Annotated in this window: 16 protein-coding genes and 1 pseudogene; 3 read left to right on the plus strand and 14 right to left on the minus strand. The window is 35.0% G+C overall.

What is annotated here, in order from left to right:
• The 4 genes from BFJ97_RS05460 to BFJ97_RS05475 form a co-directional block, all read right to left on the minus strand.
• On the minus strand, positions 1-942 hold the full coding sequence (locus tag BFJ97_RS05460; RefSeq protein WP_068983644.1) for an SDR family NAD(P)-dependent oxidoreductase: 942 nt from the start codon (positions 940-942) through the stop codon (positions 1-3).
• Positions 943-1,027: 85 nt separating this feature from the next.
• Complete coding sequence (locus BFJ97_RS05465; protein ID WP_068983645.1) at positions 1,028-1,597, minus strand: TetR/AcrR family transcriptional regulator; 570 nt, start codon at positions 1,595-1,597, stop codon at positions 1,028-1,030.
• Between the two features lie 171 nt (positions 1,598-1,768).
• Positions 1,769-2,197, minus strand: coding sequence for a GatB/YqeY domain-containing protein (locus tag BFJ97_RS05470; RefSeq protein ID WP_068983646.1), 429 nt, complete (start codon positions 2,195-2,197; stop codon positions 1,769-1,771).
• Between the two features lie 158 nt (positions 2,198-2,355).
• Positions 2,356-2,691, minus strand: a complete 336-nt coding sequence (locus tag BFJ97_RS05475; protein ID WP_068983647.1) for a hypothetical protein — start codon at positions 2,689-2,691, stop codon at positions 2,356-2,358.
• A 107-nt stretch (positions 2,692-2,798) separates the two neighbouring features.
• Here BFJ97_RS05475 and BFJ97_RS23995 point away from each other — a divergent pair, with 107 nt between their 5' ends.
• Positions 2,799-2,990, plus strand: a complete 192-nt coding sequence (locus BFJ97_RS23995; RefSeq protein WP_139114381.1) for a hypothetical protein — start codon at positions 2,799-2,801, stop codon at positions 2,988-2,990.
• A gap of 219 nt (positions 2,991-3,209) precedes the next feature.
• On the opposite strand, the gene BFJ97_RS05480 is transcribed toward BFJ97_RS23995, so the two are convergent.
• The 7 genes from BFJ97_RS05480 to BFJ97_RS05505 form a co-directional block, all read right to left on the minus strand.
• A complete protein-coding gene (locus BFJ97_RS05480) occupies positions 3,210-3,968 on the minus strand; it encodes a formate/nitrite transporter family protein (protein WP_068983648.1) in 759 nt (252 codons plus the stop codon).
• 439 nt (positions 3,969-4,407) lie between these two features.
• Positions 4,408-5,409, minus strand: coding sequence for a zinc-dependent alcohol dehydrogenase family protein (locus tag BFJ97_RS05485; RefSeq protein ID WP_068983649.1), 1,002 nt, complete (start codon positions 5,407-5,409; stop codon positions 4,408-4,410).
• Between the two features lie 39 nt (positions 5,410-5,448).
• The gene (locus tag BFJ97_RS25050; RefSeq protein ID WP_254660120.1) at positions 5,449-5,640 is read right to left on the minus strand and encodes a GNAT family N-acetyltransferase; all 192 of its coding nucleotides are present in this window, start codon (positions 5,638-5,640) and stop codon (positions 5,449-5,451) included.
• Between the two features lie 55 nt (positions 5,641-5,695).
• Positions 5,696-5,857 carry a hypothetical protein gene (locus BFJ97_RS25055; RefSeq protein WP_223553638.1) on the minus strand — a complete coding sequence of 54 codons (162 nt, stop codon included), beginning with the start codon at positions 5,855-5,857 and terminating at the stop codon, positions 5,696-5,698.
• Between the two features lie 72 nt (positions 5,858-5,929).
• Positions 5,930-6,613 carry a VOC family protein gene (locus BFJ97_RS05495; protein ID WP_068983650.1) on the minus strand — a complete coding sequence of 228 codons (684 nt, stop codon included), beginning with the start codon at positions 6,611-6,613 and terminating at the stop codon, positions 5,930-5,932.
• A 123-nt stretch (positions 6,614-6,736) separates the two neighbouring features.
• Positions 6,737-7,075 (minus strand): cupin domain-containing protein, encoded by a 339-nt coding sequence (locus BFJ97_RS05500; RefSeq protein WP_068983651.1) that lies wholly within the window; start codon positions 7,073-7,075, stop codon positions 6,737-6,739.
• A gap of 285 nt (positions 7,076-7,360) precedes the next feature.
• Positions 7,361-8,116, minus strand: a complete 756-nt coding sequence (locus tag BFJ97_RS05505) for an N-acetyltransferase (protein ID WP_068983652.1) — start codon at positions 8,114-8,116, stop codon at positions 7,361-7,363.
• A gap of 194 nt (positions 8,117-8,310) precedes the next feature.
• Here BFJ97_RS05505 and BFJ97_RS05510 point away from each other — a divergent pair, with 194 nt between their 5' ends.
• On the plus strand, positions 8,311-8,868 hold the full coding sequence (locus tag BFJ97_RS05510; RefSeq protein ID WP_068983653.1) for a GNAT family N-acetyltransferase: 558 nt from the start codon (positions 8,311-8,313) through the stop codon (positions 8,866-8,868).
• Positions 8,869-8,871: 3 nt separating this feature from the next.
• Positions 8,872-9,298 (plus strand): annotated as a pseudogene (locus BFJ97_RS05515) (GNAT family N-acetyltransferase).
• 642 nt (positions 9,299-9,940) lie between these two features.
• On the opposite strand, the gene BFJ97_RS05520 reads toward BFJ97_RS05515, so the two are convergent.
• From BFJ97_RS05520 to BFJ97_RS05530, 3 genes are all read right to left on the minus strand, one after another.
• A complete protein-coding gene (locus tag BFJ97_RS05520; RefSeq protein ID WP_068983654.1) occupies positions 9,941-11,320 on the minus strand; it encodes an aminotransferase family protein in 1,380 nt (459 codons plus the stop codon).
• Between the two features lie 50 nt (positions 11,321-11,370).
• Positions 11,371-12,675: an APC family permease gene (locus tag BFJ97_RS05525; RefSeq protein WP_068983655.1), complete on the minus strand. Its 1,305-nt coding sequence runs from the start codon at positions 12,673-12,675 to the stop codon at positions 11,371-11,373.
• 624 nt (positions 12,676-13,299) lie between these two features.
• Entirely contained in the window at positions 13,300-14,112 is an 813-nt protein-coding gene (locus BFJ97_RS05530; RefSeq protein ID WP_068983656.1) for a helix-turn-helix transcriptional regulator, read from the minus strand.
• Positions 14,113-14,284 lie beyond the last annotated feature (172 nt).

Consider the following 14,284-nt stretch of genomic DNA (forward strand, 5'->3'; position numbering starts at 1 on the left):
CTATTTTAATACCCTCTTTTTCATCCATTTAATCGTTTCTTCTAGCCCTACTCTATATGAAGTACCCGGTAACGTGCCTATTTCCTTTTCGTATTTTTCCCCGCTTAAAATGACCGGTTTTTCTGTTAAATACAACATCTCAACTACTTCTTTCATAGAAGGAGAAAAAATTCCGATAAGACGTATCATCCCTTTAGAGACTGTACGAATACCTTTTTTGTAGCCTGTGATGTCCCGTAAAATTTTTACTAGTTCTTCCCCTGTAATTGTATGAACAGCTGGCACGTTCCAATTCTGATTATATGTGTCATCTCGTAAAGCAAGCTCAACCATAGCCTTTGCCCCATCAACTGTATAAAGGAATTCCCTTTTCACCTGCATATTTCCGACAAAATTAGCTTTTTTACCTTGTGCAACTTTTTTTAACGTTTCATAGAGTATTGTATTCTCTGCATTCGGTCCATATAAATCAGGCAAATGAACGATTAACGAGGTTATATTACTTTCCTTCAATTTGTTTTCCATTGCTAAACGAATTTTCCCCTTCTTTGTCTGGGGTTCTTTTCTCGTCTCCTCTGTAATTCGATTTGTGGATTGTCTCCCATATGCATAAATATTATCAACAAGCGCAATCTTTGCTCCTTGCTTTTCGGCTATTTTAATGACCATATCTAAGCATCGATTATGTTGCTTTGCCCAATCCTGATACGGAAAACTAATAGCATGAAAAATAACATCCACACCATTTGAAGCCTTCATCATTTCCTGTTCATTAAATGCGTCGCCAGAAATGATTTCGACATTTTTGTGATGCTGAAAAAGTGCCACTAATTTTTCTTTATTTCTAGCAAATGCCTTTACATGTATATTTCGGCTTACTAATTCATTTACAAGAGCATAGCCCATCCCACCAGACGCACCAACAACTAATGCAGTTTTCAAACAGAATACCCCCTTTTATTAACCACCGGTCAAATCACTGTAAAAAGTAAGCTCTAGATTATTTGTAACCTAGAACTACATTTCCTTATGTTAAGGCCTTAAAAAGAAATTTTGCATGAACATCTACCGCCTCTTTCGCTTCCTCATAATTTTTTACATAGTGACGATAATGAGCGACAAAACCATGCAGAGCAATAAATGTAGAATGTATATCTGAAATTAACAGTTCAGTCTTTGATAAGGACTGTACAGATTGTGCAAATTTTTCATAACTAAGATTTGCTGCCTCTTGTGAAAGTCCATCAATTTCACTGTCCCTTATCATAAACATTAATTCATATTGGCTTTGATTATTTAAACCAAACGCCATAAAGCCTACAAAAACATTGAGCAGTTTTGTGTTATTATCTTCAGGGCCATTTACAGTTTCATCTAAAGTATTATTTAGTTCCGAAAAATAATTACCTAAAATTGCGTAAAAAATTTCAGCTTTATTTTTAAAATGATAGTAAATAGCCCCATGACTACAGCTAAGTTCTTTAGCAATACTGCGCATCGATACTTGGTAAAAATTCTTCGTAATAAATTGCTTATGCGCCTCATTTATTATCATTTCTTTCGTCAGATCTTTTGTTGACGGCTTACGTGGTGACATAACGTCCTCCTTATTTGACCAGTGGTTAATTAATAGTATATGGATAATTTTCGCATTTAGCAATAGTTACTAAAAGGAAATTTACTTCTTGGATATCAGCAAAGTAAAAAGACGAATATTAACCAAAATAATCGGATCACCTACATGGAAGGCGATCCGATTAAACTATAATTATGAAATTAAACTTTTCACAACTTTTGAGATAATAGCACCTTCTGCTTGACCAGTTAATAGAGGTTTTGCAATTTTCATCGCTTCCCCCATATTCATCCCTTTGACAACGCCAGCTGCCACAAGTTTTTCTACAATTTCTTCTTCAGATAATTGCTTTGGCAAAAATGATTTTAATAGTACTAATTTCGCTTCCTCTTTTTCAATTAAGTCAGCTCGTCCTGCATTTTGAGCACCCTCTAATGCCTGATTTGTTTGCTTAACCTCACGATTAACGATAGCAATTTCCTCTTCAGTCGATAAAGCTTCTCCCTTTTCCTTTTCAGCTAAATCTAGGGCAGATTTCAAAAGCGATAGTACGCCTTTTGCTAATACGTCCTTTTCTTTCATTGCCTTTTTTAATTGTTCAAATACCTCTGTTTTTAACAATCTTTTCACTCCTTCTAGCCATTTATTTCAAATAATATTATACCATCAAATACACCTTAGCGTAATTGTGACTGTCGCATTGCTTGCTCCACATAAGACATTTCTGAATAAAGAAAAAAAACACCGTACCCCTTTAGGTTACGGTAAGTTAACTTATACTATTTTGTTTGTTGAAGAACAGATACTTCAGCTTTTGTCTCTAATAAATCAAGTGATACAATTCCAATTTTTGAATCTAAAACATCAATTTTTTTGCTTAAATTTTGTTCAACCTTATCTAACTTTGCTTCCACTACTTCGATTTTTTCATCTAATCTTCTTTCGACTGTATCGAGTTTCTCTTCTAATCTTCTTTCGACCGCTTCAATTTTCTCCTCTAAACTTCCTTTAACAGCTCCAATTTGTTGCTGAAGATCTAATTTCATTTCTTGCATTTGCTTAGAAAGCTCCAAAATTGCTTGAAGGATGGTATGTTGATTCACTTCTTGTTTCATGATCGTCTTCCTCCTCACTTTTATATAATCTATTAATCTATCTATTAAATTCACGAAATTAATTATATTGACATCCACCAGAGGCTTTAGGCTAACAGATATTTTTTGTGCGAAAGCGTAGCGTCAGCAACAGATATTTTTTGTGCGAAAGCGTAGCGTCAGCAACAGATATTTTTTGTGCGAAAGCGCAGCATCAGCAACAGATGTTTTTTGTGCGAAAGCGCAGTGCTAACGTAGCGTCAATAACAGGGTTTTATCTGCACGAAAGCGAAGCGGCAGCCGCAACAACACGACGTTAAAAAAGTAGAGTTACACATAAGTAACTCTACTTGTCATTCTATCTATGATTTATCTCAAAGTCAAAGTATTAATAGATGGGATTTGTCAAGTATTCATCCGTTAATTTTACTTCAAATAATCTCATGATTTACCCTTTGTATGTAAAACTGCTATAACACATAATATGTTATTAATTCTCCTAATAAGTAAAGATACTAATTGCAAGAGTCATTCAAATATTACTCTTTTGCATTTACCCAATAGACAAAACCAATAACCGCTCCCCCAATAATATTACCTAGTGTTACAGGTAATAAATTTGAAAAGGCTCCAGCAAACGATACTAGTTCACCATGAGGTACTAAAAGAGCAAGTGAAAACAATGTCATATTTGCTATACAGTGCTCAAATCCGATTGTAACAAAAGGAAAAATACAACAGAAAATCATCACTATTTTCCCAGTCTCTGTCTTTAATTTATAGGTACACCATACTGCCAAGCATACAAGCAAATTACATAAAATACCTCGACATAAAAGTTCAATGAAACTACCACTCATCTTAGCTGTAGCCAGTTTTTCAATGTAAGCTGCTGTGTCTCCTGCTGCTAGCCCCGAGTAAAAAAATAATGCCGCTCCTAAAAGAGCACCAAAGAAATTTCCTATGTAACTAGACATCCAAATGCCTAACATTTCTAACGGAGAGGATTTTTTTGATAGTGTACTAACCGTTAAAACTAAATTATCACCCGTAAATAAATTTGCCCCAGCCATCATGACCATACTAAGGGCCACACCAAATGCTAATCCTTGTACGATTTTCATACTTGGTACCCCAGCAGGACTCAATAAGCCTCCAATAGTAACGATGAGCAAAATGCCAAAGCCAACAAAAAGCCCTCCAAAAATTGCCTGCAGTAAATAATTCACAGGTCTATGCTTCATCATTCTAATTTTGGTTTCAGCTGTTAAACAAACAGCAGAAATTGTTTCTTTCATACTTTCATCTCCTAAAAAACATCAAACTAATTTATATCTCATTTTTAACGCTGATCACAAGTGGTCACCCCATTTTCACTCTAATCAACTTATAAACAAGAGTTTCATTTTATCAAATAATATCCCGAAATAATGGTTATTAGCAGATTTAAAGTAAATTGCATCAAATTAACATATATTCATGTATTTTATAAGGGAAGAGCGTATAAAAGTAGTAAGATATATAGTACGAAGGTTGTACTTTTTCATATGTGCCAGAAATGGTAGCACTTTTGAGGAAACTGATTGATCATGATGCCACCCAACTATTGCATCACTAACAACTGGTCAAATCAAGTGCTAGAGATCGAATACCTATCCAAAGCTAAAAAAACGAAGGGTAGATTAGATTCCCCTTCGTATCTCTATAGGCTGTCAATAGCTTGATCCTTCCGAGGCTTTAACTACTGCTGAAAGAAGTCAAAAAAATCTTCCCTTTAGTGGCTTTAGAAGATTCAACGGCCATTATCGCCTTTTTAATGTCTAACAAATCATAATAAGAATCAACTGCCATCATTTTTAACGCACCACTATTAACTAGATCAATTAAGTGATTAAATGTATTTTGCCATCTTTCAATCGAGACTTGCTTATTCCAATGACGTAAATGGAACATATTTGCCTTTACATTTGCCTCTTTAACGATACTTTGCCAATTCACTTGTACACCTGATAAAAGACCAATTGCTAAAAAATTGCCTCCAGGTTTCAAACTGAAAGCAAGTTCATTACCTGCTGCCCCTCCAACGGAATCAATAGCTGCATCAGCACCTTTACCATTTGTTAGTTCCATTACTGTCTCATAGAGCGGTTCTATTGAGGTATTTATCACATAAGAAGCGCCAAGCTGAATCAAAACGTCAGTATGACTATTATTTCTCGTGACCGCGATTAGATGAAAACCTAACAATTTTGCAAGTTGAGCAAAAATATGTCCAATTGCGGACCCACAAGCATTCACTACTAATACATCATTTGGTCGCAATTGTAATATGTCTGTACAAGTTACCCACGCCGTCATTGGGTTGATATACATTTGGGCTGCAGTAAAATCATCTATTGAATCAGGAATTGGAATAGCAAATTCTGCGCTAGTCCTTACAATTTCCTGCCAAGTCCCTTCTCCTCGTAACGGTAATACACGCTTTCCGATAAGATTTTGAGAAACAAACGGGCCTACATCCTCTACAATCCTCACTCCTTCGTAGCCAGGGATAGTTGGTAAAGAAATGCGATGAGCATACTTTCCCCATATTGGTATTAAATCAGAAGGATTAATAGGTCGTGCCAGCATCCGAACAAGAATTTCATGTTCTTGAGGAGGTGCAATCGTTCTATTTTCAAACTTCACAACGTCCTTAGGGCTTCCAAATTCATATAATTTAATGCATTTTGCTTTCAAACAACTGTAACTCCTTTATGATTAATAGTATTATTAAAACTACTCATTAAATAACATCATTCCTGGAGCATCGGGATCACGTACTTTGAATCCAAGTTTTTGATAAAAAGGTTGTTTACCCTTTGCACATGAAAGCTGAATCCATTTTATATTTTCTTTTTGACAATGCTCTAACAAGACCTCCATAACCATTGTGCCAACCCCTTTTCGTCGATAATCATGGTGCACCATGACATCACAAATAAAGGTTTGATAAATGCCATCAGAAATAATTCTTCCATAGCCATTAATGTCCTATCATCATAAATAGAAGCGCTATACCAACTGTTAGAAATTGCTTGATATTGTTGATCATACGTATAAAGTCCTTTCGCATCCAGCCTGTTGTTTGATGTAAAGCTTTATATGCCCCAATCGTTGGGTTTTCTTCACTAATTACGTACTTCATAAATATCCCCCTTCCAATTTCGAATAAATATACAATACAGAATCTATGATTTAATTAACTGATGAATATTTTTTATAACTGCGAAATGGTAAAATCACCATTCTCTGTCATACATAGCTGCAAATTTTTATTGATTTCTATCTTAATGGGACTAACAATCGCTTTTTTATCAGAAAAATACCAAATACGTTCACTTGGTCCTAAAAGCAAATTTACACCATCCTCATAATTCCCCATAAATGTGAGAGCTTCTGAACGAATTTCGTTATTATTCATTGGCGTTATACCGTATGCTTTTAAACTATTAGCTACTGAATCAATAGCATCCGACGTTAAATTCATTTCACCAATATTTAGTACATGTTCGGGTGAAAAAGAGTCGGCATCTTGTTTTGGATTTACTTCCTGCCTTGAAATGAGCTCTATAATATTTCCTTCTGGATCGTAAAAATAACATGAATGAGCCTTTAATCTGTCAAAATATACTTCATCCTGTCCTTCTGAAAATAATAATTCTGCATGATCTTTCACCCAAATTTTCCCTTGTTGAAACAAATTACATGGAATATTTAATGCAAAGTGATATTGTTTTTTAACATAAGAAGGTATTTTTTCAAAAGTGATAATACTTTCACCAACAGCTATATCAACAAAATTATCCGTATTCGTTATTAATGCAAATCCTAAATGATTGCAGTAAAATTCCTTCATTTTATCTACATCATACGCGTATAGCTTCACTTTTGTAATCCTCATTGTCTAGCATCTCCTTTGCAATTTATTGTATTTACTATATCTACTAATAATAAATGAATACCTCATGCAAAAGAATGAAGATTATAATTTAAGCATTTCAACGAAAGAAAAACCAAAGTTACTTTATTGTTGTAGACGATCGCCTCTACTATTTGGTTGTGAAATGACTAAAAACTCTACATCTTCCTCTGAATCATTTCGCATCTGATGTGGTTTAAGGGGCGGCACTTTAATTCCTTCATTCTTCTGTAGGACGATACATTTTCCGTCAATATCAATTGTTGCTGTTCCAGATAGCACAAAGAAAAATTGTTGTGCATGATGATGATAATGATTTACCTCTGCTGTTTTAGCGGGCATACGCTCATGAATGATACTGAGATCATTATTCTTAACTAAATGCCAACCATCACATTGATCTCCCCATATATAATGTTCTGCACACTGTTTGCTAATTTTCAAACCTAATGACCACCTTCCCTTAATCTTCATTCACATGGATATTCACCCAATATTTGTATAAAATATAAATAAAGAATATTAACTTTTAAAAATTTCACACAGGAGTGAGAACGATGAATATTAAAAAGCAATTGCTAGGCTCAGCAATAGGCTATATGTTTGCAATATTAATCGCATACTTCTTTTTCGATTATTTTTCTTGGTCGTTTACTATAGGTTCCTTATTAGGTATCTTGTTTATTTGCTCTAATTTTAAAGTCTATGAGAAGGAGATAGATCCCCCACTCATAATGTATTTAATAACTTGTCAAACTTGTTTGCACTCATGATTTCATGTGTAATAAACTGACCATTGTAAAGCAGCCCAAAGGTAGTCCATATGATAGGTGCATTCTGTGCCTCATCTTTCGTCATTAGTTGATAGGCATGGAAAGGAATGCACCTTTTTTTCTCTGCTATATTTTTCAAATCACCTATAACACTTACTGCAAAAGGACATTGAGTAGTGAAGTATATCTCAATACCACTGTTATTAGATATAGGATTTTTCACCTGTAATTTAAATGAAGGATCCTCGACACAATCGTTAAATTTATAGACAGCCAGCTGAAAATAAGGCGCTGCTTGATCTACAACTTTAAATCCTAAATGCTCAAAAAAACGCTTATCACTTAGGAATGGAAGCTTTTTCTTTCCAACTATATGTACGATGCCATCCATACCTTGCGCTAGTGCATCTTCCTTACACTTTTCAAACAATCGTCTAGCGTGATTTTGATTTTTGTATTTCCCTGAAACCCATAGGCAATTAATATACATATAATTCGGTGCATCAATAGGAATCCAAGCTTGATTTGCGGGTAAATATTCAATAAACACCTTTGCCCGATCATTTAGACGATAAAAAACCAATCCTTCATCCATGCGGTTCATTAGCCATTCTTTCTTTTCTTTTACCGCTTGCTCGTATTGCTTCGCACCAAGTGCACAACATATATGCTCCTGTTCAATATTGTTCCTAGTAATTTGAATATATTCCACTTTACCATCCACCTCTTTATTTACCAAAAATGGTAACCACATTTACCTATATACTATCGGTAATAGAAAATGGTTAGCAATGCCCCTTCCTCTTATCTTACAACTTTTCGGTAATTGGCTATCATAATCCACTTAACTTTTTCGTTCAATAAATTTACAATAATATTACAGCCACTTGGAATGGAGGATGACATTTGGAGAGAATTATTATTAGACGCCCCCAATCAACAGACACTGAAGAGTTGCATAAGTTTTTTTTACTTGTTATTGCCGATACATATACAAAGGAAGGTCTTGCAGAGCTATATGACGAGCAAAAAAATGAATGGGAAATAAAAAAACATTATTTAAAATTAGATTGTGATAGCCAAGGTGAGGAACGATTTTTCTGGTTAGCCATTCACGCAGAAACAAAGAAAATTGTAGGAACCATAGAGTATGGTATCGCGAATGAATTAATTCAAAAAAACGTCCAGGAAGATTTAACAGACTTTCCTGAGATCGGGACGGTTTTTGTGCACCCTAACTATCAAAATCGAGGTATAGGAACGATGTTACTTCAACAAATGTTAACTACGCTAGAGAGTAAAAATAGTAGAGGCTTTTGTTTAGATAGTGGTTATAAACAGGCACAATTGATTTGGCAGAAAAAATTTGGCAAGCCAGATTTTTTACTTGAGCATTATTGGGGTGAAAACAGTCACCATATGATTTGGAAGCAAACATTTCCAAATATAAAAGAGGAGGAATAATTTATGCAATACAAAATTTCACAAGAACTAGATGCAGGCAAAAAATATTATATTAATAACAAGCTATATGAATATAATCTAAAGCATTTTCCAAATGATTTAAGGGGCAAATATCAAGAAATCAACTTATTTCTTACAGATGAAGAAGGTCAAATTTGTGAGAGGCATTCTGGGAGAAATTTGCTGGAATTGGTTAGAGATACATACACTTATGATTGATGAGTATCTTCGCGGATTAGGGTATGGGTCTAAATTATTGTTAGAAATTGAACAAATTGCTATAAATAACGATTGTGATTTCATAAAGGTAGATACTTTAAGTTTTCAGGCTTTAGATTTTTATCAAAATCATGGATATGAAATCTATGGTACATTGGACAATGTCGGAAGAGATTATAAGCATTACTATTTAAAAAAGGATCTTTCATAGGATTAGCAAATGTCCTCTATGCTTTGAACAAAAAATCAAGCTCTCGTCATGGTGCATGTAGCTATCCAACTACTATGAAAACCTTATATAGATACAAAGTGCTAGGTTAGGACAATTATTATCATCATTTAATTCTCTTACTATTCATCTTTTCATTTCTATATTTATTAATATTGTACCCTCACTGAATGAGTAAGTTAACATTCCACATATTTGTGGTAGAATTTTTTAACACATGTACTATTAACAATATTTTTTAAGAATTATGTAAGGTTTAAATAAAAAGGACGTCATGTCACTAATTTAAGCTAACATGTAGGAGCTAAATCGAACAAACAATAATATATAGTCGAGGTGCATGACCTTTATGTATTTTGGAATCATTCCAAACACACTAACAAGCCTTGCAATATTATTCCTAATATTGCAAGGCCTATAAGAAACAAAGAAATAAAAAACGCCCCTTTGGATTTACCAAAAGGACGATTCATCTCGTATTACCACCTTTAATCTATAAGAAACTCACATTGCTCACCTAAAGTAAAGTAGTTTTACGATACTGCACCACAGAATTACGGGTGCTTAAACGAGAGAGCCTAATAAAGAAATCCTATTCGGTACATATCATTTTGCTAGCGTAAATTAAATTTGTTTTTCAAACCTTTTAAAAGCCTCAGACATTCTGTTAATAATCTCTTCAACCTGTTGGCTTGTAATAATTAGCGGTGGGGCAAGAGCAACCGTATTTGTTCCCTTCCAATCGAAGTAACGTAATTGCAGCCCTAAGTCCATGCATATATCTGTATACAGAGCTGCGGCGTGTATCGACGGATCAAATGAGATGCCGTTTTCAGGATCTTTAACTAGCTCAATACCGGCAAGTAGACCAAGTCCTCTTACATGCGTTATATGTTTATGACTGCTTTCAAGATACTTAAGTCCTTTTAATAATTCTTCACCGCGAAGTCTACTATTCTCAACAATTTGATCCCTTTCTAATATCTCAAGTGTCTTCAAGCCAACTGCGCAAGCCATTGGATGTCCACTATATGTGAAGCCATGGAACATCATTTCATCGGATTGAATAAATGCTTCTCTTACCTGCTCTCTCATAATTACGGCACCTAGGTGTGCGTACCCACTTGAGATTCCTTTTGCAACACAAAGAAAATCAGGTACAATGTTCCAATTATCAACACCAAAGGTCTTTCCGGTTCTACCAAACCCACAAATCACCTCATCTGCAATAAGCAAAATGTTGTGTTCGTCGCAAAGTTCGCGAACAGCTTGAAGATATCCGTCAGGTGGGAACCTTACCCCGCCTGCGCCTTGAATTGGCTCCAGAATGACAGCAGCTATGGTGTCGGATCCTTCTGATTCAATTATCCCACGAATAGAACGCGCGTAATTTGGATCAGTTTTGTCACCAAGTTCTGCATTTAGAACATGCGCTGCAGCAGTAAGGAAGTTCGGAGCATTGGAAGTCGTAAATTTGTTGAATCCCTCAATTCCGGTAGCACTTGTAGCTCCTACTGTAACCCCATGGAATGATTGTTCAAGGGAAATAATTTTAGTTTTCTCTGGCTGACCTTTTACTTTCCAATAAAAACGCGCTAGTTTAAATGCAGTATCATTAGATTCCGAGCCTCCCGATGTGAAGAAGCAAACATTCAAATCACCAGGTGCTAATGAGGCCACTTTCTGTGCTAAAAGGATAGCGGGCTCGTTGGATTGTCCGCTGAATGAAGAGCTGTATGAAAGTTTTAACATCTGCTGTTTTGCTACCTCAGCAAGCTCTTCATTCCCGTAGCCAAGGTTAACATTCCAAAGCATCGAAACCCCATCAATACGCTCTTTCCCCTCTATGTCTTTCAGATAAATTCCTTTGCCTTCTGTAAAGATTGTTGAAGGCCCCGATAAATAATGAGCTCTTGGTGGTGTTGTTGGATGCAAATAATGTTTTTTATCAAGTTCTGATAATTCTAATTTACTTAGGTTTTTCCTCTTTGTAACGAATTGCATATTTTATTCCTCCTTTATTAGACAAATACTATTAAGCATTGTTCGTTTATTTAACTAATTTTCTGCCCTTCTATATCTGTTAAGAGTTTCTTTGATTCTTTTGAATACAAGGATCGAATCGCGAAATAACAAGCACCAATCCCCATCCAGGTAAATCCAACTATTTTTCCGGTTGTTGAAAGCCCCCATAAAATATAAAGACAAACCAACATCCCTATTAACGGAATAATCAAATATTTAACGATATTTTTTTGCTTATTTTTTAAATAGTAATGATTAATTACACAAACATTCACGAAAGCAAATCCTAATAATCCACCAAATGCAACTAAGTCGGATACAATTTGCAGATTCAAAGATACTGCACCAATAATTCCGATGATTGACATTAATAAAATATTATTAACCGGTGTTTTATATTTTGGATGAATATAGCTAAAAAATTTTCGAGGGATGACATTGTCACGCCCCATCCCCAAGAGCAGACGACTTGAAGCTGATTGGCTTGCTAAGGCACTCGCAATTCCAGATGCGATAATCGTAAGTGTAATATAATTCTGGAGGAACCCGCCCCCTATAGTCTCTAAAACGTTGAAGAAGGCTGTGTCGGGATTATCAATAGCTAAATAGTTTCCTACAAGAATCACTGCTAAATAAGTTACGGAAACATAAAATACTGTTTGAATGACACAGGTAAACAAAATGGCCAAACCAATTTTATTCCCCCCTACGTTCGTCTCTTCGGCCAAGGTTGTTATAGCATCAAAACCTAGGTAAGCGACAATCACAATAGCTGCCCCACCAATAACCGCTCCTATTGAAAATGAATCACCATCATAAATTGCCTTATAGTTTATAAAAGCTAAATCGCCTGTTATAATAAAGTGACTTGCGCTGAAAACAAAGGCAATCACCGCGATAATCATGAGGAGCACTAAAACTAAGTTCAACTTAGCTGCTATATCAATTCCAATCATATTTACAATCGTGATTGGGATAGCGAAAATGAGCACCCAGCCCCAAACTGGAATGCTTGGTACAAGAGCGTTTGCAAAACTTGCACTGATTAAAAAAGTTAACATGGGTATCAACAGATAATCAAGGAGCATTCCCCATCCAGCTATAAAACCTATTTTAGGGTGTAGCGCTTTATGGGCGTAGGTATAGGTTGAGCCCGCAACTGGGTAAGCTTCAACCATTTTACCGAAACTGTTCGCCGTAAATAACATTGCAACAAAACCAAGAACATATGAGAGGACAGAATGGCCCTGAGATACCAATGTGATAATTCCAAACATTGACATCGCTGCAACTGGTGCCATAAAGCCAAGACCAAAAATAACTAAATCACGCATCTTTAAACTTCTTTTTAGGCTTTGTCCATCTGATAAAATTTGAATGTTCGCTATTGATTTTTGTGTTTCTATAATCCCTACCCCCATTGGCGTTATTGTATTTTTTTGTATTTACACAAAGCGTTATCCTCCATATTCAAACCATTTCATTCAAGTCAACCTAGGCATGCTTAGTCTAACTGTACATTTCAGATTTTGAGTTAATAGACTCAAACGTTCTGCCTAACATAGCCTCAACCCAATCACCATTAATAAACAGTTGTTATTTCGTCATTCATCTGACCCCCCTCTTTTGTTAATTGCCATTTTTTCCTTCAAACTGTAGTAGGAACAATAAGCATTCTTTATATTAATTTCAGATTATCAGTTTAAGATTATTTAATATTGTAAAAATCGGAACATTCTAAATTTTACACCAAAACTATTCCAATATACTCATGCCAGGCGCACGTAAAAAGAGGCTGGGACAGAACTCGATTATTTTGAAAAATAGCGAAAACAGATAATAACTTTTTCGCTTCAATGAGTAGAGTGTTCCTTCCTAAATCAAAAAAATGTTAGACCAATGCAATCGGTCTAACATTTTTTCTTTTTGTCCCAGCCTCTTTGCTATACAAATATTATTTAGCTGGTTTTCAGGCAGCTTTTTTGCCCAGTTAATTGATAAGGTGTCATGTTTCCGAAATTCCGAAACTCATGAATCAAATGGGCTTGGTCATAATAACCATTCTCATAAATAACATCATTTAACGTATAATGGGTTGTCCTTAGAAGCATATTTAGTGATGATTGGAACCTTACTATTTGGCTAAATAATTTTGGGGAAATTCCAATATGGTCTTCAAATAGTTTTCTTAAATATCTAGTTGAATATCCTACTTCTTCTGCAAGTTGAGCTATGGTAATATTACCTCTTTTCTCGTATATATTATATAATGCTTGTTTTATTAGCTTTGATGATTTGTCAATTTCAAAAATTTGACTTCTCAATATTTCATTGAATATATTGACTCTCTCCGTAAAACTTTCGTCGGTTACTACCTTTTCTATGATATTCGTATTTACAGGAAACATTTCATTTAAGGAAACTTCTTTATCTGTAAGGTCTTTTATACCGAATTTCTTAATATCTAGGCATGGTAGAAAACGAATCCCAAAGTATGTACTGTTTGGGAGAAGGTTAATCACTCTACTTTTAGTAACGCTTCCACAAATATTACCGTAGTGCTGATCACAATTAATGAGAATATCGATACACCCATCTGGGATAACGGAAATTTGACTACTTTCCTCTCCCATTTTAAATTGGTAAAACAGAATAGATGGTTGTTTTGGTTTAATTCTTACTTTTTGTTCAGTATAGTAATCTGTCTGAAATTCAAAGTCAGGCTGAGACGGCAAGTAACTAATTATTTTGGAATTTAAAGAACTAATCACTTTATACCCCCTTCACCACAAATTAGTAAACGCTTACAAATTAATGCTTAATATTTGATTATTTCCTCGATTAATCAAATAACAGCTAAATCAACAGTTTACTACTTTTCTTACATTAAGGGTTGATCCTTATCTACTTCTACTCTCTGGCTCTCTGTTTACAGATTTTCCG

The organism is Lysinibacillus xylanilyticus (genome assembly GCF_001708185.1).
Classification (GTDB): Bacteria; Bacillota; Bacilli; order Bacillales_A; family Planococcaceae; genus Lysinibacillus; species Lysinibacillus xylanilyticus_A.